15 protein-coding genes and 1 pseudogene are annotated in these 21,571 nt (G+C 68.0%); 9 read left to right on the plus strand and 7 right to left on the minus strand.

Annotated features, from left to right (window positions below; genetic code table 11):
- Positions 1–370 precede the first annotated feature (370 nt).
- Positions 371–1,780, plus strand: coding sequence for a group II intron reverse transcriptase/maturase (gene ltrA / locus OG520_RS38845; RefSeq protein ID WP_406016274.1), 1,410 nt, complete (start codon positions 371–373; stop codon positions 1,778–1,780).
- 550 nt (positions 1,781–2,330) lie between these two features.
- On the opposite strand, the gene OG520_RS38850 is transcribed toward ltrA, so the two are convergent.
- The gene (locus OG520_RS38850) at positions 2,331–2,717 is read right to left on the minus strand and encodes a hypothetical protein (RefSeq protein ID WP_406016275.1); all 387 of its coding nucleotides are present in this window, start codon (positions 2,715–2,717) and stop codon (positions 2,331–2,333) included.
- Between the two features lie 1,222 nt (positions 2,718–3,939).
- Positions 3,940–4,416, minus strand: coding sequence for a helix-turn-helix domain-containing protein (locus tag OG520_RS38855; protein ID WP_406016276.1), 477 nt, complete (start codon positions 4,414–4,416; stop codon positions 3,940–3,942).
- 469 nt (positions 4,417–4,885) lie between these two features.
- Here OG520_RS38855 and OG520_RS38860 point away from each other — a divergent pair, with 469 nt between their 5' ends.
- The gene (locus OG520_RS38860) at positions 4,886–5,632 is read left to right on the plus strand and encodes an alpha/beta fold hydrolase (RefSeq protein ID WP_406016277.1); all 747 of its coding nucleotides are present in this window, start codon (positions 4,886–4,888) and stop codon (positions 5,630–5,632) included.
- A gap of 511 nt (positions 5,633–6,143) precedes the next feature.
- Here OG520_RS38860 and OG520_RS38865 read toward each other — a convergent pair.
- On the minus strand, positions 6,144–6,785 hold the full coding sequence (locus tag OG520_RS38865; protein ID WP_406016278.1) for a hypothetical protein: 642 nt from the start codon (positions 6,783–6,785) through the stop codon (positions 6,144–6,146).
- Positions 6,786–6,948: 163 nt separating this feature from the next.
- Between OG520_RS38865 and OG520_RS38870 the strand changes: the two genes are divergently transcribed.
- Both OG520_RS38870 and OG520_RS38875 read left to right on the plus strand, forming a co-directional pair.
- Positions 6,949–8,205 (plus strand): IS256 family transposase, encoded by a 1,257-nt coding sequence (locus OG520_RS38870; protein WP_406016279.1) that lies wholly within the window; start codon positions 6,949–6,951, stop codon positions 8,203–8,205.
- A gap of 53 nt (positions 8,206–8,258) precedes the next feature.
- The gene (locus OG520_RS38875; protein WP_406016668.1) at positions 8,259–9,038 is read left to right on the plus strand and encodes an alpha/beta fold hydrolase; all 780 of its coding nucleotides are present in this window, start codon (positions 8,259–8,261) and stop codon (positions 9,036–9,038) included.
- 206 nt (positions 9,039–9,244) lie between these two features.
- On the opposite strand, the pseudogene OG520_RS38880 reads toward OG520_RS38875, so the two are convergent.
- The 4 genes and pseudogenes from OG520_RS38880 to OG520_RS38895 form a co-directional block, all read right to left on the minus strand.
- Positions 9,245–9,804, minus strand: a pseudogene (locus OG520_RS38880) (transposase family protein); the annotation flags it as partial.
- 180 nt (positions 9,805–9,984) lie between these two features.
- Complete coding sequence (locus OG520_RS38885) at positions 9,985–11,808, minus strand: glycoside hydrolase family 36 protein (RefSeq protein ID WP_406016280.1); 1,824 nt, start codon at positions 11,806–11,808, stop codon at positions 9,985–9,987.
- A 94-nt stretch (positions 11,809–11,902) separates the two neighbouring features.
- A complete protein-coding gene (locus OG520_RS38890) occupies positions 11,903–12,763 on the minus strand; it encodes an alkaline phosphatase family protein (RefSeq protein WP_406016281.1) in 861 nt (286 codons plus the stop codon).
- Positions 12,764–12,807: 44 nt separating this feature from the next.
- Positions 12,808–14,925, minus strand: coding sequence for an alpha-galactosidase (locus OG520_RS38895; RefSeq protein WP_406016282.1), 2,118 nt, complete (start codon positions 14,923–14,925; stop codon positions 12,808–12,810).
- Positions 14,926–15,081: 156 nt separating this feature from the next.
- Here OG520_RS38895 and OG520_RS38900 point away from each other — a divergent pair, with 156 nt between their 5' ends.
- From OG520_RS38900 to OG520_RS38920, 5 genes are all read left to right on the plus strand, one after another.
- Positions 15,082–16,239: an ROK family protein gene (locus OG520_RS38900; RefSeq protein WP_406016283.1), complete on the plus strand. Its 1,158-nt coding sequence runs from the start codon at positions 15,082–15,084 to the stop codon at positions 16,237–16,239.
- A gap of 141 nt (positions 16,240–16,380) precedes the next feature.
- Positions 16,381–17,655 carry an ABC transporter substrate-binding protein gene (locus OG520_RS38905; RefSeq protein WP_406016284.1) on the plus strand — a complete coding sequence of 425 codons (1,275 nt, stop codon included), beginning with the start codon at positions 16,381–16,383 and terminating at the stop codon, positions 17,653–17,655.
- A complete protein-coding gene (locus OG520_RS38910) occupies positions 17,652–18,644 on the plus strand; it encodes a carbohydrate ABC transporter permease (RefSeq protein ID WP_399335759.1) in 993 nt (330 codons plus the stop codon). The genes OG520_RS38905 and OG520_RS38910 overlap by 4 nt, the downstream gene beginning before the upstream one ends.
- A 5-nt stretch (positions 18,645–18,649) precedes the next feature.
- A complete protein-coding gene (locus tag OG520_RS38915) occupies positions 18,650–19,495 on the plus strand; it encodes a carbohydrate ABC transporter permease (RefSeq protein ID WP_399335761.1) in 846 nt (281 codons plus the stop codon).
- Between the two features lie 231 nt (positions 19,496–19,726).
- Positions 19,727–21,541 carry a glycoside hydrolase family 5 protein gene (locus OG520_RS38920; protein ID WP_406016285.1) on the plus strand — a complete coding sequence of 605 codons (1,815 nt, stop codon included), beginning with the start codon at positions 19,727–19,729 and terminating at the stop codon, positions 21,539–21,541.
- Positions 21,542–21,571 lie beyond the last annotated feature (30 nt).

Raw genomic sequence — 21,571 nt, forward strand, 5'->3', positions numbered from 1 at the left:
TATGCAGCGCGTGACCTGCGTGTCCTCGGACGGGTGGGTTAACTCCGAAGCCGGATTTCCTGTTCCGGTGGGGAGGCCACGTTGAAAGCCTGCGGCGTAGGCGTGGCGATGCTGCCGGTGTAGAGCTGGGCACCTCCCTGACCGATCGATTGCGTGGTGAACGTGGGAACCATCCGCGGTCGCCCGAGCCGCCGGACAGCCGGTTCGGCGGTGGGCAGGTCCGTTGCCGACTGAGGGCCGTGGGTGGGGCGGAGGCCCCGTAGTAGTCGCGGGAGTAACGACCCGTCGTGGAGGCCGGGAAAGCCGGTCGCAGGGCAAAGGGGGCCAGCAAGTCAGTGGCCGAAGCACTGGAATGTCGGGAGGGTCGCCGGTGAATACCGACGAGCTGGAGCGCGCCTTGTATGAGGCGGAGCGTCAGGTACTGAAGATCCAGACCAAGCTGCACCGTTGGGCTCGTGATGATCCTCATCGCAGGTTCGACGACCTGTTCAATCTCGTTGCCGATCCCGGCTTCCTGCTGGTGGCCTGGGATCGGGTGCGGGGTAACAAGGGTGCACGCACGGCGTCGTCCATCGCGTTGCGGGTCGGAGTCGAGGAGTTCCTCGACGTGCTGCGGTCGCAGATCAAGGACCGTAGTTTCCAGCCCATGCCGGTGCGGGAACGGATGATCCCCAAGACGGGTGGCAAGCTCCGCCGTCTGGGGATTGCGACGATCACCGACCGGGTGGTGCAGGCATCCTTGAAGCTGGTGCTGGAGCCGATTTTCGAGGCGGACTTCCTCCCGTGCTCCTACGGGTTCCGCCCGAATCGCCGGGCTCACGACGCGGTGGCAGAGGTGCGTCTGCTCACGTCCAAGAAGTACGAGTGGATCGTGGAAGGCGACATCAAGGCCTGCTTCGACGAGATCTCGCACACCGCTCTCATGGAGCGGGTGCGGGCACGCGTCGGGGACAAACGCGTCCTGGCCCTGGTGAAGGCGTTCCTCAAGGCGGGCATCCTCAGTGAGGACGGCCTGCTGCGGGACAACGACACCGGCACCCCGCAGGGTTCGATCCTTTCGCCGTTGCTCAGCAACGTCGCGCTCTCGGTCCTGGACGAGCACATCGCCCAGGCCCCGGGAGGCGCCGGAACTGATCTCAACGAGCGCCGCAGGCGTCGACGCCGAGGTCTGCCCAACTACCGGCTGGTCCGGTACGCGGACGACTGGTGCCTGATGGTTCACGGCACCAAGGCAGACGCCGAAACGCTACGCGAAGAGATCGCCGAAGTCCTCACCACGATGGGCCTGCGCCTGTCCCAGGAGAAGACTCTGATCACCCACATCGAGCAGGGCCTGGACTTCCTCGGCTGGCACATCCAGCGCCACCGAAAGCCAGGCACCAACCGGTATTACGTCTACACCTACCCAGCCAAGAAGGCCCTGCGGGCCATCATGGCCAAGGTCAAGACACTGTGCCGGGAGGTCGGCACGAACCAGCCGCTCGACGCCCTGCTCGCCCGGATCAACCCGGCGGTGCGGGGCTGGTGCGCCTACTTCCGGCCCGGGGTTTCCTACGCGACCTTCTCCTACCTGCGCAACTACATGTGGCACACGGTCTGGAGATGGGTACAGCGCAAGCACCCCAAGACGGGCCGGAGGAAGATCTTCCGCCGCTACTGCGGCCGTAGATCATGGTGGACCGGGGAGACCCGGGAGTTGTTCAACCCGATCACGGTAGGCACCACTCGCTACCGCTACCGGGGCCTGACGATTCCCACCCCCTGGGACGCCACGGGATGAGAACAACCACCACGAAGCCCTCGGGGCTTGTGGAGAGCCGGGTGCGGTGCCAAGTCGCATGCCCGGTTCGGGAAGCGGCTCCGGGGAAACGGGCCGGTCGAAAGATCGGAACCGCGCCCCGGGCCGACTTCACCAGTCTCATCGGCGCCCGTCATCGGGTGCCGTAACCCAGAGCAACATCAGCGACGTTTGCCAACAAGCGTGCTGATTTGCCAACTGAACTGCGTCGTCACATCCACAGATCGCAGCTCAGGGCCCGTGTTGACCGTATCCCCAGATGGATCGAGCTGCCGGGATCTTTGGGGGTCGACGGGCGACGCTCCGTATCGTCCGTGTCTTGCAGGAGGGCCGGTCAGTTGTCGAGCGGAACGTGAATGACCTCCTCGTGAGCCAGCCGCCGGGAACGGGCGGACGATACACCCCACCGCCAGCCCCACTGGCCGCGTGGCACGCGGTGTTGCCGCCGTTGCGCTGTGACCGCCAGTCAGGCGATGAATCGGTTGACGAGCACCAGGAGCAGAAGCACACCGGGCACGAACCCGGCGATCTGTCAGGTGCGTCTCGGCGAGGGCCACGTCACGACCTTCGGCCGCCCGAGCGCGGGAAAGACGTAGTAGATCCGGCGCGGGTGCTCGTCTACCGCCACCTTCGCGAACCGCACATATCTGAGTTCTGTCCGGCGCGCGATCTCTTGGTTGTGCGGGCGAAGGAGTGGCTTCAGGGCCGAACCGAAATCCTTCTGGACGCGGGCGTGCAGGGGGTCGTTGTCGGCCAGTGCCGTCGGCATCCAGGTGGCGTGCTGATCTGCTAGTTTCCGCGCCCAGTAGAGCACTCCGGGCTCCGGCAGCTTGACCTCGTTGGTCCTGGGGATTCGGGTGATGGTGCCTTCTGTCCATTCGACGGTCCTGCCTGTGCCGGCGCAGTGCTCGTGTGTCACCTTGCCGCCCCCGGCACAGTCGGGACATGGCCTGGACCCGTCGCCCTGGCAGGTGGTGCACTGAACGCGGCCGCGACAGGTTACGCATGCGACACCGGGCTCACCGCACTCACAGCATCGGGTGCGGTCGCCTGTATCCCCTGCGGCCTTGTGCACCGGCGTTTTGGCCTGCGTCTCGGCCGGTTTCAGGGCCGGGCGGCCGGCCCCGCCGCATAGCAGGCAGCAGGTGCTGTCTCGGCAGCTTCCGCAAGGCTGGCGCGGCTCGCAGCGGATCTTGCCTTCGCCTTCGCAGCGCTGGCAACGGACCCCTCCGTTACCGCATTCGCACGAGCGGTCGTCGACCGACCCCCGCCGCACCATTGTCCGAGTGCGCTGTTCGGCAGGGTCCCGGGGAGGCGGAATCTGGTAGTCGCTGATCGTGTTCGTACACCGGGTGGCCGGAGAGGCCGAGAGGTCCGCGGTGGAAGTGCTTCTCTTCCGAGCGGGACTTGATACTCCGCACGACCTGGCCTTCAGGAGCGAATGCCAGGTGATTGCGGAGTCACCCGACAGTGTCTCTGCCAGGGATTCCCCTCGTTTCTCGATGTAGCCCTGCACGGCCTCGAGGACTTCCTCGTCGCCCAGCACCCGTCTCCCCAGCGTCCTTTGTGCGGCCGGCGCGCGATCCTCGGCTGACGTGCTTCTGGCAGACGGACAGGACAGTACCCAACCACCGCCCACAGCACCGGCCCTTCACGCAGAAGACCACCAGGAAGAGCTCCATGCCCAGACGATGCCCGCGCCGATTGACAGCGGGTTTATCGATTGGCGGCCCTGCTCGCAGGCGGTCCGCGGCGAAGCCGTACGACGAGGCTCGGACCGGCAAGCCGTGGGCGATGCGCAGCCCGGTCAGGGGACGTCCCCGATTCCGTTCCAACGGTCAGGGACATCGGGGCGCTGCAGGACCTGCCGAGATGCCTGTCCAGGACGTCGGCAGGCGGCCCAGCTCCGGTCGGGGAGAAGGCCACCGTGACACGGGGCGGTCCGGGTCGGCGCCGTTCCGCGGGTTGCGGGAGCCGCGTCAGACGGAGTTGTCCGGTAGCGCGTCCTCGTCGGCGTGGTCCGTCGGCTCCGAGGGCCCGCCGGGAGGCCGGAGGCGTCGTCGTGCGGGTCCCGAGGACGCCGCGGGCCCGAAGCTCGTCGAGGTCGGGGGAGTGGTCTCCACTCGCCTCGCGCCACACAGTTACCCCCAGAGAACATGGAACTGCGTCCCGTGGCTTCGTTCACGACTCGCGGGTTCTGGCACACATTCCGTTTGCGTCGTGAGGCGCTGTTGGTTCGAGTGGAGGTGGAAGACCTGCACCAACCTGCTGTCGCAGCAGTCGGGTTGAAGCTGAGGGCAGCCTTGCCGCGGTCCACACCTGGTCCTCCACCCAGCCGTGCGCAGCCGGGCCCTGCTCCAGATACGCGGCCAGCTTCTCCAGACAGCGCTCGGACAGACGGCACCGCGATCCGCTCGGGCCACGGGAAGCCAGAGCCGCACACCACCCTCCCGCCACAACTGGTGCCACTGGTAGGCCGACTTCCGGCTCACCCGTAGACGCTGTGCCACCTCCAGCGGCTTGATGCCGTGCTCGAACAGCTCAGCCGCCTGCAGTCGTACCGACTCCCGGCGCAGCCGACCCGCAGCAGTCAGCCCGCCCCCATCCGCATACCTCATCCACCACCGAATACAGCCACCACACCGGGCCCCTCAGGGACTTCGAGAAAGTTCACCCCAACGAGCCGAAGTCAGTATGCGACAGAACGCAGAAGGTCGATGCGGGTTCGCTGAGCAGTCACTGTGTCGGGAAGGCGAAGGGGGGACAGCCCCTCTATGCGCGGTGGGGAAAAGGCCCCCGCGATCATCGTGGTAGCCGGATCGAGCCAGGGGTCAGATAAGCCGAGGATGGTGCTCGTTCAACACAACCGCACCAACGGCTCCCGGAGGACCACCCCTGATGAGAAACTTCCTGCCTCACCGACGCGCATACCGGGTGCTGCCGACGATGCTCCTACTGGCTGTCACGGCCGGGACACTCACGGCCTGCAGCGAGGCTGACGAATCCGCTCCGGCGGATTCCACCTCGTCGGCTTCCGCAGCGCCGGCCGCGTCGGCTTCGGAACCTGCGGCCGACCCGACGCTGCATATGATTAACAACGACGGTCACCGTCTGGCGTTCCATGTCACTCCCGGCCATCTTCCCGCCATCGTCCTGGACGCGGGCGGGGGCCTGGACTCCTCGTACTGGAAGGACCTGGTTCCCAAGATCGCGGCAGCCACCGGATCCGAGATCATCACGTACGACCGGGCCGGGCTCGGTGACAGTGACGAGGTGCCCGGCCCCTGGAAGGTGGAGAGTGCCGTCGGCGATCTGGAGACCGGTCTGCGCGCACTCCGTGTCACCCGGAATGTCATTTTGGTGTCACACTCCCAGGCGGGCGAGGTCGCGGCCTACTTCACCCGCGGGAACCGGCAGCTGGTCTCTGGTGCGGTACTCGTCGACGCGAGCCTGCCGGAGCTCTACACCGATGAGGAGATCGCCCGTCTCGTAGCCGCGAACAAGCCGCAGGTTGATGCGGCGAAGGCGGATCCTTCCACGAAGGAGAACCGCCAGTTGATCGCCACCGCGGAGAATTACGCACCGATGCACCAGGCGTACCACCAGGTCTCCTGGCCCGACAGCGTGCCCGCCACTGTCATTGTGTCGGAGAAGACCCCGTTTGACGGGTCACCCGAGGACGCCCAGCTCTGGCGGGACGCCGCCGCCGCGTTCGCGAAGGCCGGCCCTGACCGGACACTCATCACCGCTGTGGGCAGCTCGCACGACATCCCGATCGAGCGCCCCGACCTCGTTCTCAGCGAGATCGAGAAGATGGCCACCGCACGGGGATGATGTGTGTGGCGGGCCGGCGGTCTTCGCTCCGCCCTCAGGACCTGATTCTGGACCGGGACCAGTTCTCGGCAGGGATCGACACGACGGGGCGGGCGAGCCGTTCGGACATCAGTGTGATGGGCGCCCAGATGATGCGTGCCGTACATCTGACCTGACCCTTCATCGACTCGTGACGCGCGGCTGACACGAAAAGGCCAGGCCCTGGGCTGGATCATGAAAGCCCGGCGCAATGTCCGCGACCACGAACGTCTTCCGCGACACCCGGAAAAGCTCATGTGACCTGGGCCCTCATCACCCTCGTGACCCGCAGGATCACGGGCAGGGCTCCCGCTCCGACTGGTCGAAGAAGCTCTGACCACCGCCCCGGCATCCGCCCTTCCCGCTCTGCCCGGCCTGCACGCTGACCTTCCACCGGCAGCAGCATGTCCACACGCGCGTGCCGGCCAGCAATGAGCCGGGTTCGCAAACACTCACTGTCGGCGATGACGTGGTCAGCTGTTGAGCTGGGCCATCAGTTCACGGTTCGTGGCGCGGACGGCTTCGCGGTCCTCGCCCCGTTCCGTGAGTTCGCTGCGGAGGTCGAGGATCTGCTGTTCCAGCTCGGTGGTGTGGCGTGTGAGCGTCTAGATGTCGGCCGGGGTGCCGAGGTCGGCCCTACGTCGCCCAGTCCCGCGCGGATGCCCGCCGGCCCCGTCCCAAGCCCGGGAGACGTGGGGCCGGTGCCGAGTCCTTCGCCGGAGTCCCCTGTGCCTTCGTAGAGGCGCTGCTCTCCGCTTGTCTTGTGGCGTGCGATCAGGTCGGGATGACCGTTTCCGGTGCGGTCTCCTGGTGCGGCCAGGTCGTAGGCGGACCGTGATCCCCCGCCGATCAGGACAGGTGCCCGGCTTGCGTCGAGATAGAAGGAATCGGAGCCGAAGTAGAGCCAGAGCAGGTTGCCTTTCTTGACCAGGAGGTCCGGGTAGGCGGGCACATCGATGGTTCCGTCGCCGTCGGTGTCGAGCGGTCCGTCGATGTCTCCGATGGCGAGGATCTGGTCGGCTGCTGTCCAGTGGTTGTTCGCCTTGTCCAGTGCCTGGAGTTCTTGTGCGTCGGTCAGGCAGGACTGGGACTGCCCATCGGCTTGTTCGTCACGGCTTGTGCAGGCGAAGCCCACTCCGTTGTTGGGGAACAGGTGCAGTGTTCTGCCCCCGTCGGGTAATGGTCATTACCTGTGGATCGGCTCGGGAGGGCACACGCGAAGGGCGTACCTTCTCGAGTGATCGATTGACTGATATCGAGTAGGTCCGCGTTGCCGCGCGGGTCGGGAAGGCACGCCTGTGCTCAGCGTAGTGAGCGACGACGGCACCGCCGCCGACGGCTCCTCTCTGATCGACGAGATCGTCTGCGAGGGCGAACGGCGGATGCTGGCCGCCGCACTGGAGGTCGAAGTCAACGCCTACATAGCCGAGTTGGTCGATCAGCGAAGCGAAGAGGGCTACCGCCTGGTCGTGCGCAATGGCTATCACCAGCCGCGCACGGTGACCACGGCGGCCGGTGTGGTCGAGGTGAAGGCGCCGCGGGTGAACGACAAACGCGTCGACGAAGCCACGGGCGAGCGCAAGCGGTTTGCCTCGGCGATCTTGCCGCCATGGGCACGGAAGTCCCCGAAGATCAGTGAGGTGCTGCCGCTGCTCTACCTGCACGGCCTGTCTTCCGGCGACTTCGGGCCCGCCCTGGAGCAGTTCCTCGGCAGCGCGGCCGGGCTCTCTCCGGCCACCATCACCCGTCTGACCCAGCAGTGGCAGGCCGACCACACAGCGTTCATGGACCGCGACCTCGCGGAGGTCGACTACCTGTACGTGTGGGCCGACGGCATCCACCTCAACGTCCGCCTGGAGGAGGCCACAGCCTGCGTCCTGGTGCTCATCGGGGTCCGCGCCTACGGCTCCAAGGAAATGGTCGCGCTCAAGGACGGCTACCGCGAATCGGGCGCGTCCCGGGCCGACCTGATGCGCGACTGCGCCCGCCGGGGCATGCGCGCCCCAGTCCTCGCGGTCGGGGACGGCGCTCTGGGCTTCTGGAAGGTGCTGGCCGAGGTGTTCCCGGAAACCCGCGAGCAGAGGTGCTGGGTTCACAAAACCGCAAATGTGCTCGACTCCATGCCGAAGTCCGCGCAGCCCGGCGCAAAGAAGGCCATCCAGGACGTCTACAACGCCGAGGACAAGCAGCACGCGCAGACAGCGATCAAGACGTTCACTCAGCTGTACGGCGCGAAGCTCCCCAAGGCGGTCAAAAAGATCACCGATGATCAGGCTGAGCTGCTGGCGTTCTACGACTTCCCCGCCGAGCACTGGATCCACCTGCGCACCACCAACCCGATCGAGTCCACCTTCTCCACCGTCCGCCTGCGCACCAAGGTCACCCGCGGGGCCGGCTCCCGCACCGCCGCCCTGGCGATGGTCTTCAAACTCGTCGAGTCCGCCCAGCGGCGGTGGCGAGCCGTGAACGCACCCCACCTCGTCGCCCTCGTCCGTGCCGGAGCCCGCTTCGAACGAGGCCGGCTCGTCGAACGCCCTGAGGCGGTTGCGGCGTGATCAAGAGGCCAGCCGATTCCCCGGGGGATGACGTGTCATGGTCTGAACGCGTGCTGGTGCGAGACGGCGTCCGGCTTGCCTGCCGGGACTGGGGCAGGCTGGGACAATCGATCGTGTTGCTGCACGGCCTGGCCGGCTACGCGGGTGAATGGGACGTGCTGGCACAGAGCTTGAGCTCCAGGTATCGGGTCGTTGCAGTCGACCAGCGTGGGCACGGCGCCAGCGAGCGCTACCCGCAGGACGTCTCCCGCGCTGCCTACGTCGCCGACGTCACCGCCGTTGTTGATCAGCTGGCGCTGCGGTGGCCCGTCCTGGTCGGCCAGTCGCTGGGCGGGCATACGGCGATGCTCGCCGCCGCTGCGCATCCCGGACTGGTCCGTGCGCTCGTGCTTGTCGAGGCCGGACCCGGCGGTTCGAACCCGAACGGCCCCGTGGACATCGGCGGATGGCTCGACTCGTGGCCGACACCGTTCGCCTCACGCGAAGTGGCAGCCGGGTTCCTCGGTGGCGGACCGGTCGGCGCAGGCTGGGCGGCCGGGCTGGAGGAACGCGAGGGCGGATGGTGGCCTCGCTTCGACCGGGACGTGATGGTTCGCTCGCTGGCGGAGAACGCCCAGCGTTCCTTCTGGCACGAGTGGGGGCAGGTCACGTGCCCCACCCTGGTCGTCCTGGCCCAATCCAGTTTCATCCCTGCGCACGAAGCCGAGGAGATGCTCCGCCAGCGACCTGTCACCATGGCCATGAGCATCCCCGGCACCCGCCACGACCTGCACCTGGAACAGCCTGAAGCCCTGCACACCGCACTCTCGGACTTCCTCGAGGGCCTCGCCTGAGAAACCCAGCCCGGTCATAGCGTCACCAAAGTCAGACTCTGAACCGCCCCGGTTCGAATGGAGACTCGATTCCGTGAAGGGATTGAGTCATGGCACGCCCCTCTTCGTATCCCCTTGAGCTGCGCAAACGAGCGGTCCGTATGGTCGCTGAGGTTCGTGGCGATTACCCGAACGAGTCGGCCGCGCTGAGGGCGGTCGCCCAGAAGCTCCAGGGCCTGGGTGGTGCGGCCGGGCAGGACATCGATGCGCTCGCAGGTCTCGGCGTCGATCAGGACGGTCGCGTAGTCGTGGCGACGGCGCAGCGCGAAGTCATCCACCCCAGCACTCGCGGCACCGGCCTGGCGCGCAGCGGCAGCCGCAACAACGTGCGCAGGGCGGTATGCCGGGAGACAACCATCGCCAGGGCGGACAGCAATCGCGCGCCGGCGCGGCCGGCTAACTCCCGCACCACTGCCCAGACCTGCGACGAAAGTCGCGGCGTTCGGCGTTGATAGCGCTCCAGAACCCTGGGCAACTGTTCCCTGAAGCTCTGGCGACAACCGCGGGTGGGACACATCAGGCGGCGGACCCGCACGACGACAAACACGCGCCGCTCGTCACCAGGCACATCCACCACGGTCCGTTCGTGGTAGCCGTGGACGCGCGCCGTCTCCGCACCGCAGAGAGTGCAAGCTCTCGGTATCTCCGGTGTCCGTGCCCGCACCCGGATCAGCTCGCCCTCGTCCGCCACGTCCTCGATGACCAGCGGCGGAAGTCCCGAAAACACCGCAATCACAAGCTCGTTGACATCACACACCTACTGCCAACGAGCCAGTCGCTCTGCGTCACCACCGGAAGTGAGACAGATCCGTTCGATTGACGGACCCGGACCCGGACCCGGACCGAAACCGGCAACGGGTGAGTACACGGCCGCGCGCGCCACGCCCCGGGGTATCTGCTGGGGTCATTAGGCAGGTGACGCCGCCCCATGGATGTGTTCCTCTCCTCGTGCGGGGAGGCTGGAGGGCGGGTCGAGGACGCAAAGTCCGGAGGGCGGAACCTCGATCGTGTGGATGCCTGGTGTGAGGGAGAGAGCCGTGGCCTGCTGCAATCGGCCTTGGGCGTCATAGATCTGTGCGCAGACCTGGCGGGGTGGTCCGGAAACGTCGAGGACCGTTCGTGAAGCGGTGGAGGCGTTGATGAGGGAGTGGGAGCGCCAGGCCTCGGTGGTGAGGGGCACGACCTTGTCGGTGTAGTTGGTGATGACCCGTTGGTTTCCGTGGGTGGCGGTGACCTGGAGGAAGAGTTCGTCCGGGCGGCCGGGTTCGTAGTGGCCGGAGGTGAGGACGGGAGCCAGTCGACGCCAGGTGGCGAGCCAGAACGCGAGGGTCTCGCGGTGGTTCAGGGAGAGCCGGGTGAGGCGAACGGAGATCTGCGGCACGGAGTGCAGGGCCCCGTGGAAGTGGCGGGCCAGGTTTTCCGGTGTTGCCTGCGGATCCCACATCAACATGTCGGAGTGGACTGCTCCGCCGGGTGCGAGCAGCGCGATGTCCAGTGTCCGGATGCGATTGGCGACGGGATCGGCCGGGCAGTCGGTGGCGCGCAGTGCGTTGCCGAGTGCGGTCATGGCCGGCCCGGTGTAGGGCTGGCGCAGCTCGATGACGAACTGGTCGCCGCGCAGGGCCCGCAGGGCGTCGCGGATATCGGCGAGCAGCGCGGCCATCGCCTCTCCGATGTCCGGCATGTAACCGGGGGCAGGTTGGTCGGGTGCGGGTACTGCGGCGTAGGCCATGGCCTCGTCGAGGAAGTCGATCTTCAGGCCGTCGAGTCGGTACGTGTCGACCAGGGTGCGGCAGGTGTCTGCGATGTGTGCGCGCACTTCGGTGTGGCGGGGGTCGAGGATGTGGCAGTCGAGATGTGGGACGTGGTGTGGCGCGTACGGTGCCCAGGCTTGGTAGGCGGAGGAGTGTTCTCCCAGGAGGAGCGGGGCGATCCAGGCGGTGTAGTGCAGTCCGGTACGGTGAACGGTACTGATGTGGGCGCGGAAGTCGGGGAACTTGACGGGGTCCGGCTGCCAGTCGCCGCAGCCCGCGTAGCCGCGGCCGTTGCCGTGCAGTTGCCACCCGTCGTCCAGGAACAGCTGGCCGCAGCCGAGGGCGGCGGCGAGGGCGGCCTCCTCCTCGACCTCGGCCGCTGTCACGTCCTGGGTGAAGGCGTACCAGGTCGAGTAGACGGGCGTCCGGGCGAACTCCGGAACGGGCAGCGGCTCTCCGTCGGGCAGGCCGGCGAGCCACTGGCGGAGCCGGTGGAGGGCGGCAGCCATGGTGGTGCCCGGCGCGGAGATGCGGACTCGGCAGGTCTGCCCGGCGGTGAGGGAGAGGCGCAGCCACACGCCGAAGCGCTTGCGCTCCTCGGAAACACCGAAGCGGATCCAGGTCTCCTGGACGGTGCGGTTGGCGGCGAGAGCGAGCAGACTGCGACCGGCGGTGTCGTAGAGGCAGCCGACGGGTGCGGAGGCGGGCAGGGTGCGCTCCCAGCCGGCGTCGGGGTGCCAGAAGCCCACGGCGTCGCCCAGTGGGACGTCCAGGCGCAGGGTCACGGTGCCGTCCGCCGTTGCCGTGACAAGAGCCTCGGTTCCGGCAGCGTCGTGCGACAGGGTCAGGGTGGCGCTGTCGGCGAGGGTACGCAGGCTGATTCGTGTGTCGCCCACATGGAGGGTGTTCGCGCCGTCTTCCCACTGGCCGGGGTCGAAGGCGGCCAAGTCGATGGAGTCGAGGGACGTGGTGTCCACGGAGGGGACCTCTCTGCGGGACGCGTGTGGTTGGCTGCCGCGCCTTGGGGTCGCCGGCCGACGGTTTCCGGCGGCCAGCGGTTTCCTGCCGGCGTCAGGTGGTCTGCGGCGTGAGGGAGTGGAAGGGCCGTCCGTCGAGCGTCCAGTGCAGGTCGGGCGTGATACCCAGGGCGGCGTAGACGTGGGCGGCGACATCGGCGTGGCGGAGGCTGTCCGGTGGGGTGGTGGAGGTGATGCCGGGGCCGTTCGCAGCGATCCAGGCGGTGCGCTCCAATGTGCTGCGACCGCCGTGGCCGCCTTCGTCGCGGTGGCCGTGGTCGGTCACCACGATGATGGTCCACTCCTCGGACCGGGCGTCGGGACGTTCACGTACGGCGGTGAGAAGCTGTCCGAGTTGCCGGTCGGCGGTCTCGATCGCGCTTCGGTACTCGGCTCCGCAGGCGAGGAAGTGGGCGGTCTCGTCGACAGCGCCGAGGTAGACGAAGGAGGCGTCGAGGTCTTCGCCGGAGCCGAGAACTCTTACGGCTTCGTCGGTCACGCTCTGGTCGCATTCCTCCCAGCCCTGCGGGGTGTCCTCGCGCGGGGCGATGTAGGCGAGCCTGCTCGGGGCCGCGAAGACCGGGCCGCCCTGCCGGGCCAGGAACAGGGGTTCCCAACCGCCGGCCGCGAAGGTCCGCAGCCCCTGCTCGGCGGCCAGCCGGGTGGTGAAGTCGGGGAAGACTCCAAGCCGGTTTCCGGTGAAGTTGTTGCCCCAGACTCCGTGCTTGGCCACGCCGACACCGGTGACGATCGTGGTCCAGCAGGGGCCCGACATGGTCGGTGTGTCGTCGTCGATGCGGACGGGCGCGAGGAAGCCGGCGTTCGCGAGTTCGTCGAGGTTGGGCGTTTCCAGCATCGGCAGCAGATCGAGGCGGACGCCGTCGATTCCGACGACCAGGACGCGGGGTGTGGGCATGTTCTCGGTTCCTTCGTGGGTCGGGCGGAGAAGGGGGGCGGGGGTCAGACGGTGCGGCGCAGCCGGATCAGGCGGCTGGCGTAGTCGCCGGCGGGTAGCCGCAGGTCGATGCCCCGGCGGGTCAGGACGGCGCCGCTGTGGGTGATGCCCTCGTCGATGTCGAGGTAGTGGGCCGTGGGGTCCAGGGCCGACAGGGCGAGCCCGGGGGCCGGGTGGCCGAAGCGGGTTGCCGGGCGCCAGGCGAGGACGGCGTGTTCGGTGTCGTCCTGGGCCGCGTAATGCACGGCTGTCACTCCGTCGGGGCCGTGGAGGCGGTACTGGCGGCCGTGCTGGACCAGGGGGCGGATCTGCTTGTAGCGGATGACGAGCGCGGTGGCCTCGTCGAGCTCCTCCTCGGACCAGGCGGTGAGGTCACCGCCGAGGCCGAGCACTCCGGCCATGGCGACATGGAAGCGGAACCGGAGAGGGGTGGTGCGGCCGGTGGTGACGTTGGGGTTGTCGGTCACCCAGGCGGCCATGGCCTGGGCGGGGAAGAGCTGGCTGAAGCCGTGCTGGATGCTGATCCGGTCGACGGGATCGGTGTTGTCGGAAGTCCAGGCCTGGTCGGTGCGGGCGAGGATGCCGAGGTCGGCCCGTCCGCCGCCGCCCGCGCAGGCCTCGATGCGAAGGCCGGGGTGGTCGGCGCGGAGGCGGTCCATGATCCGGTAGACGGCGCGGGTGTGGTCGATCCACAGCCGGTCGGGGTCCGGGTGGCCGGCCCATCCGGCTTCGGTGACGACCCGGTTGGCATCCCACTTGAGCCAGTCGATGTCGTGGTCGTGCACCAGCTGGTCCAGGGTCCGGCGGGCCCAGGCCTCGACGTCAGGGCGGGCGAAGTTCAGCATGAGCTGGTTGCGCAGTTCGGTCGCGTCCCGAGTCGCCGCATGGACGACCCAGTCGGGATGGGCACGGTAGAGGTCGCTGTCGCGGTTGACCATTTCCGGCTCCACCCAAAGTCCGAAGGCCATGCCCAGGCGGTGCACTTCGTCGGCCAGTGGGCGCAGCCCGTCGTGGAATGCCTCCGGCCGGGGTGTCCAGTCGCCGAGGCCCGCCCGGTCGCTGGTACGGCCGCCGAACCATCCGTCGTCGAGGACGAAGAGTTCGGCGCCCAGACGTGCGGCCAGCCGGGCCAGGTGCAGCTGGCCGGGCTGGCCGACGTCGAAGCCGGTGGCTTCCCATGAGTTGTAGACGACGGGCCGGTCGTGGTCGGGGGCGGGCAGGACGCTTGTGCGGATGTGGGTGTGCCAGGCGCGGCTGGCGGTGCCGAAGCCGTCGGGGGTGTAGAGGCCGGCGAAGACGGGTGTGTGCAGGCTCTGGCCGGGCTGGATGGCCCAGCTGAGTCCCTCGTGGCCGAAGCCGCCGGTCCAGGTGGTCCGGCCGACCGGGTCGCGGTGCACGGTGATGCGCCAGCTTCCGCTCCAGGCCAGGGCGGTGCTCCAGACCTGGCCGTGTTCCTCGTCGGCGGTGCCGTCGTCGAGGGCGAGCCAGGGGTTGGCGTGGTGGCTGGTGACGCCGCGGCGGCTGGTGAGCACGGTCTCGGCGACCGGGAGCCGGTCGCGCTGTAGCTGGAACTCGCTGTTCCAGCCGCCCACGAGGTGGCTGAGCCGGTAGTCGGGCAGTGCCGGCAGCGTCCAGGAGGCCGAGTCCAGCCGGTCGACGGTGATGGGGCCCGAGTCGTCGGCTCCGGTGTGGGTGAGTTCCACCCAGCGCTCGATGATGTCACTGCCGGGGCGGACGCGGTAGCCCAGTTCTGCGGCCAACGGGTAGCGCCGGTCGGCCAGTTGCAGACGGAGTTCGCCGTCCCGGACCGTGTGGCCGGTGAAGGACCACTGGGCGCCTCGGGTGCCGTCGGCGAACCGCACCTGGAGGCCGGCCGGCCCGAACCGCGCACCGGTCTGCGGGGCCAATTCGTCCGGGGTGGGGTCTGTCTCGAAGCTGCTCGCAGCAGGTGAGGTGGCCGCGGGCAGTCCACAGAGGGCGTCGGTGTCGAGCACTTCCCCCCAGTGCAGATGCCGGGGGCTGCCGTCGGCGCCGATGCGCACGGCGTAGACGCTGTTCGGGGTCCGCAGGACCATCAGCCCGCGTGCGGGGTCGAAGGAAACGGATGAGGGCGTGGGAGGCACAGGAGGTCCCGAGGGGTGTCGAGCGTCGGTGAGGACCCAGGCAAACGGAAACACCGAACGACGTTTGAAGTGGCCGGAGTTGGGCCAGAGCGTAGGGCCGCTCGAACGAGAAAATCAATACTGGACGAAGTTATTTATTTATCGTAGGTTGCCGCCGTGTTTCCAAACCACTCGCGACCACTGGTGACGGCACCGGCCGAAACCGCCATCCTCGCCCTGCTGTTGGCCGAAAGCCCGCTCAGTCGGGTGGAGCTGGCCCGCCGGACAGGTCTGTCCTCGACCGCTGTGACCAAGGCCGCGCGACCACTCATCGACGACGGCTACCTGCACGAACTTCCCCCGGAGCGCACCGCTCCAGGGGCCGGACGCCCCGTGAACCCACTGGCCGTCACTCCCGACCGGGAGTTCGTCGTCGGTGTGAAGATCAGTGCCGACACCCTCTACGGCGCGGTCTGCGACCTGCGGGCCCAAATGCGCACCACCGCCAGCCGGCCGCTGGGCGACCGCGACCCGGCCGCCGTGTGTGCGCTACTGGCCGACCTCGTCGCCGAACTTCTCGACGCGAGACCCGAGTACCGGGCCCGCACCCGGCACCTGGGCATCGCGGTCTCCGGCGACGTGGACCGTCCCTGCGGACGTGTCCGCTACTCTGTGCTTCCCAGTTGGCGCGACGTGCCGCTGGCCGAGACCGTCGCCGCGGCGACCGGCCTGACCGTCACCGTGGAGAACGACGTCAAGGCCATCACCGCCGCCGAGCACTGGTTCGGCGAGGGCATCGGTACCGAGTACTTCGCGCTGGTCACCATCGGAGCGGGGATCGGTTCCGGGATCGTCATCAACGGTGAGCTGGTCGCCGGCGCGTACGGCGTCGCCGGAGAGATGGGGCACATCAGCATCGACCCGGCCGGGCCACGGTGCCACTGCGGCCAGACCGGCTGCGTCGAGGCCATCGCCTCCAGCGACGCAGTCCTCGCCGCCATCCGCTGCGCCACCGACGACCCGGACCTGGACTTCGACGGCGCCGTTCAGCTCGCCCGTGGTGGAGACCCTGCCGCACAGGGCGTCTTCGCGAGGGCGGGCCACGCCATCGGCGTCGGCATCGCCACCCTTGTGAACCTCGTAGGTCCCGAGCGCGTCGTCGTCACAGGCGAGGGGCTCGACACCTACGACCTTTTCGGAATGCACATCAGGGAAGCCTACGAAGCGCACTGCTTCAAAGCAGCGGCGAAATGCCCGCTGACCCTGCGTCCGCTCCCCTGGGAGGAGTGGGCCCGCGGCGCCGCCGTCGTCGGCATCCAGGCCCTCTTCCCCTGAACGAGCGTCACCATCCCGTTCGCCGGCCCAAGCTTCCGGCGCAACCGATGTCCATCACCGTCTGCCAACTGTGAATGCCGGACACCGGCTGCGCCGGACAACAACACGTACACCCAACCCTCTCAACCTGAAGGATGCGAAGTGAGCGCACGGAGCTCCAAGCTTAGCCGCAGAGGCTTCCTCGGCGGATCCATCCTGTTCGTCGCCGGAGCGGCGGTCGGCTGCAGTACCGACCCGGCCGGCGGTGGTTCCACCGGGGCGAAGACCACCCTGAACGTCTGGTCCCATGCCTACGGCGAGGCCGGCACCCAGCAGGCCCTCACCCGTTATGCCACCGCGTTCACCAAGGCCAACCCGGACATCGCGGTCAAGGTCACCTGGACCCCGGGCGACTACAGCAGCAAGCTCAATGCGACCCTGCTCACCGACTCCGCCCCGGACGTCTTCGAGATCGGCGACTTCAGCGAGAGCCTTGCCCGGCAGGGCCAGATAGCCCAGCTGGACGACATCTACGGCAGCGCCAAGTCCGACTTCAACCCGGGCGCCCGCGAGATGGTGACCGTCGACGGCAAGCTCTACGGCGTCAAGACGCTCGACGACGTCATGATGCTCTACTTCCGCAAGAGCGTGCTGTCCAAGGCCGGCATCACCCCGCCCGACAGCTTCGACGCGCTCGCCGATGCGGCCAAGGCCCTGAGCTCCAAGAAGACCAAGGGGCTGTTCGTCGGCCAGGACGGCCTGGGCGACAGCGCCATCCTGTCCGTGTTCTCCAACGGCGGCGACCTCGTCACCGACGACGGCAAGGCGGGCTTCGGCTCTCCCCAGGCCGCCGAGGCCGTGGCCGGGCTCAAGCGCCTTCACGACGACCGGTCCCTGCTGCTCGGTTTCACCACCGACTGGTGGGATCCCGCCGCCCTCACCCAGAACGTCGTCCCGATGCAGTGGGGCGGCCTCTGGTCGATGCCCGCCATCAAGACCGCGCTCGGCGACGACTTCGGCGTCCTGCCGTGGCCCGCCTTCAAGCCCGGCGGCAAGCCCGTGGTGCGCGTCGGCGGCTGGAGTACCTGCGTCAACGCCAAGGGCAAGAACGTGGACGCGGCCAAGAAGTTCGTGCAGTGGCTCTGGATCCAGCAGACCGACCTTCAGACGGACTGGTCGCAGAGCTACGGCCTCCACATCCCGCCGCGCACGTCCGTCGCCGCCACCGCCGACAAGCTCACCCAGGGGCCCGCCAAGGAGACCGTCGAGCTGGCCGCCAAGTACGGCAGGAACAACCCCAGCACCTGGAACAGTGCTGTGAGCTCCCTCTTCACCGCGGCTGCGGCGAAGATCGTCAGCGGGAAGGGCGATGCGGAGCAGCTCCTGGCCGATGCGGCCAAGAAGGCCCAGGGCGAGATCGACAAGCAGCGCGCATGAAGAAGTCCGCACCTCCACCCACGCTTCACCACGAGCGTGTCGGGTGCCCCGCGTCCGAGCCGCGGGGCACCGCCCCCGTCCGCCGTTCCCGCCCGGACTGGCGTGCCTGGGGAGCGTTCGCACTGCTCGCCGGGCCCCTGCTGATCGGCCTGGGCCTCTTCAAGTACGTCGCCATCGGCTGGAGCTTCCTGCTCAGCCTCAGTGAGGCCCGCGGCAGCATCGCCCTGGGGCACTGGGTCGGCCTGGACAACTACCAGGCGCTGCTCTCCGATGCGGTGTTCCGCAAGTCGCTCGGCCAGATCCTGCTGTTCACGGTGTTCATCGTGCCGGTGACGTTCGCCGCCTCGCTGGGGCTGGCACTGCTGGTGCACCGGATCCGGCGCGGCCGGGCCGTGCTGCGCACCGCCTTCCTGATCCCGGCCGCCGTCTCCTACGTCGCAGCCTCCCTGCTGTGGAAGATGTGCCTGTTCAACGGGCTGCCGAGCGGCATCGCCAACACGATCGGCGGATGGTTCGGCATGGATGCCGTCCCGTGGCTGCAGACCACCTCGCCACCGCTGTACTGGGTCGTCCTCATCACCCTCCGCCTCTGGCTCCAGGTCGGCTTCTACATGGTGCTCTTCCTCGCCGGGCTCCAGGCCATCCCCAAGGAGATGTACGAGGCCGCCGCCCTCGACGGCGCCACCGGCCTGCGCCTGTTGCGCAGGATCACCCTGCCGATGCTGCGCAACACCTCGGTGGCCGTGCTGATGCTGCAGTTCATCGCCGCCTTCCAGGCGTTCGACGAGTTCTACAACCTGTTCAACAGCGGGCTTTCCGGGTCGGCCGCGGCCCCGATCCGAACCCCCCTGGGCTACCTCTACGACACCGCGATGGGCTCCCAGAACTACGGCCTCGGATCGGCCGGAGCCTTCGTACTCACCGCCCTCATCGTCGGTGTGACCCTGATCCAGGGCCGGCTCACCGGCTTCGGCAAGGGGGAGGAGTGAGCAACATGGCAACAACACGACAACTGCCGCAGGCAGTACGCCGGTCCGTGCGCGGCCTGCTGGCCGGCCTGTTGACGGCGGTGTTCCTGGCGCCCTTCTACCTGATGCTGCGCAACGCGCTGATGGACACGCAGGGCCTGACGTCACCGGACTGGACCTGGTGGCCGTCGACGATGCACTGGGAGAACTTCACCTCGCTCTTCAGCGACCCCACCCTGCACATGGGCCAGGCCCTCGGCAACTCGTTGCTGATCGCCGCGATCACCGCCCCGGTGTCGACGCTCCTCGCCTCGGCCGCCGGATACGCCCTCGCGCGCATCCCGGTACCCGGACGCGGCGTCCTGCTCGCCCTGGTGATGGCCACGCTGATGATCCCCGGCTCGGTGACGTTCGTCCCCACCTTCGTCGTCGTGGGCTCCATGGGCGGGGTCAACACTCTGTGGGGAATCATCGCACCTGGGCTGTTCAACCCCTTTGCCGTCCTGCTCTTCCGTAACTTCTACCTCCAGTTCCCCAGCGAGATCGAGGAGGCCGGACGCCTGGACGGGCTCGGCTGGCTCGGCCTCTACCGCCGGATCGCATTGCCGTCGTCCGGAGCGATGCTCGCCTCGCTCGGCGCGCTCGCCTTCATCGACAGCTGGAACGCCTTCCTGTGGCCGCTGGTCATCGGCCAGGACCCGTCCGCGTGGACGGCCCAGATCGCCCTGTCGACGTTCCTCACCTCACAGACCATCAACCTGCCCGGCCTGTTCGCCGGAGCCGTCGTGACCATCGCCCCACTGGTGGCCATGTTCCTGGTTGCCCAGCGCTACATCGTCGAAGGCATCGCCACCAGCGGCCTCAAGGGCTGAGCCGCACCTGACTCCGGACCACCGGTCCGGGCCGCACCACCTGAAGATCCAACCCCCACACCCACCCCACCCTTGGAGGGGACAAGCATGAGATCCGACAGGTCGGCTCCCGCCGTCAGGAGATTCTTCTCCCGAATCCTGCCTGCCACGGCAGCCGCGGTCACCCTCGTTCTCGCGGGAACCACCGGCTCCGTCGCAGCGGCCCCCAGCGCCCCCAGTATGACCACTCCAATGACCGGACCGCAGTTGGCAGCCTCCTGGACGGGACCGCTGAGTACCCGCGGGCGGTACATCGTCGACGCCAACGGCAACCGCTTCAAGCTGAAGGCCGGCAACTGGGCCGGTGCCCAGGGCACCTGGGAAGGCAGCGGCGACGTCAACGACCCCGCGAACCACCAGGCGGACCAGATGTCGCACAACATCCCGTTGGGCCTGGACCGCGCCCCGCTGACGCAGATCATGGCCGACTTCCACGAACTCGGGCTGAACAGCATCCGGCTGCCGTTCGCCAACGCGATGATGCGCGACACCACGGTCCTACCGGACTCCGCGGTCGCGGCCAACCCGCAGCTGAAGGGCAAGACTCCGCTGCAGGTGTTCGACGCGGTGGTGGCGGCCCTGACCGCCGAGGGGTTCGCGGTCATCCTCAACAACCACACCACCTCCTACCGCTTCTGCTGCGGCCTGGACGGTAACGAACGCTGGAACAGCGGACAGTCCGCCCAGCAGTGGCAGGACGACTGGCTCTTCCTGGTGAACCGCTACAAGGCGAACAAGCGTGTCGTCGGCGCCGACCTGCGCAACGAGATCCGCCGCGACACCTGGGACGACCCCAACTGGGGCTGGGGTGACGACCACGACACGTACGCGGCCTTCGAGCTGGCCGGCACCCGCATCCTGCAAGCCGACCCCGACATGCTGGTCATCATGGAGGGCATCAACTGGTACGGCATCCCGCTGGACGGGCTGAACTACGGCAGGCCGATGCTGACGCCGGTCCGTGAACTCTCCAACACCCTGATCACCTCGGGCAAGCTGGTCTACGCCGCGCACTTCTACGGCTACACCGGGCCGAACTACACGGGTGCCGACAGCGGGCCGGGGCACACCAACGACTGGCCGTACGAGGACTTCCCGCTCGACAAGCTGAAGCAACTGGTGCACGACGAAGCCCTGTTCGTCACCCAGTCCGGCCAGCACTTCACCGCCCCCGTCTGGATCAGCGAGTTCGGTGCCGCCGGCAGGGGGTCGGACGACACCAAGGAGAAGACCTGGTTCGACAACTTCACCGACATCCTGGTCGAGAACGACACCGACTTCGCCATCTGGCCGCTGGTCGGATGGACCGGCGCCAACGGCGCGCCGCAGGACACCTGGGCCCTGATCTCCTACGACACCGCCGGTAGACGACAGAGCCTCAATGACCCCGGTGACTGGCGGTCCGCCGACTGGAACAAGCTGGTCAACGCCCCGGGAACGACCGGTCCGGTCGCACAGGTCAACCACTGGAACATGCTCGACCTCGACTTCCGCGACCACAACGTCTCCTCCCGCATGCTCGCCCAGAGCGACTGGAGTCCCGGCTACCGCAAGGGCAACTGCCCCGACAGCCAGCGCCTGACCGGCCTCGGCCGCAGCGACAAGCGCGGCCTGTGCACCGACGCGAACCAGCCCGCCAAGGGAGCCGGTGACTGGGTGGCCGTCCATGACGAGCGCTACGTCACCCACGGCGACTGGGCCTCGGGCTACAACAAACTCCAGTGCCCCGACAACACCTTCGCCGTCGGCTACAGCGCCAACGGCAACTCCATGGCCGGCCTGCTCTGCGCGCCGTCCGCCGCACCGCTGCCGCTGAACGGCCGCAACGTCTGGTTCGACCAGGGCAACAACCGCCCGGCCACCGGCGGCTCGGTCGAAAGCGACTGGGCTCCCGGCTACTACAAGGGTCAGTGCGCCGACAACGAGTACGTCGCCGGCGTCGCCTTCACCTGGAAGTGGAACCACGGCGGAGTCCCCGACGCTCTGCTCTGCCGTCCGCTGAGCTGACCCACCTCCATCAGTTCCATCAGTTCCATC

It is taken from the genome of Streptomyces sp. NBC_00984, from assembly GCF_045162475.1.
In the GTDB taxonomy this organism is placed as follows: Bacteria; Actinomycetota; Actinomycetes; order Streptomycetales; family Streptomycetaceae; genus Streptomyces.

What these genes read in the sequence shown, in the direction of transcription:
- OG520_RS38855 (WP_406016276.1), bottom strand. Translation starts at nt 4,416, where the DNA reads ATGAGGTATGCGGATGGGGGCGGGCTGACTGCTGCGGGTCGGCTGCGC.
- OG520_RS38915 (WP_399335761.1), top strand. Translation starts at nt 18,650, where the DNA reads ATGGCAACAACACGACAACTGCCGCAGGCAGTACGCCGGTCCGTGCGC.
- OG520_RS38860 (WP_406016277.1), top strand. Translation starts at nt 4,886, where the DNA reads ATGATTAACAACGACGGTCACCGTCTGGCGTTCCATGTCACTCCCGGC.
- OG520_RS38920 (WP_406016285.1), top strand. Translation starts at nt 19,727, where the DNA reads ATGACCGGACCGCAGTTGGCAGCCTCCTGGACGGGACCGCTGAGTACC.
- OG520_RS38890 (WP_406016281.1), bottom strand. Translation starts at nt 12,763, where the DNA reads ATGCCCACACCCCGCGTCCTGGTCGTCGGAATCGACGGCGTCCGCCTC.
- OG520_RS38910 (WP_399335759.1), top strand. Translation starts at nt 17,652, where the DNA reads ATGAAGAAGTCCGCACCTCCACCCACGCTTCACCACGAGCGTGTCGGG.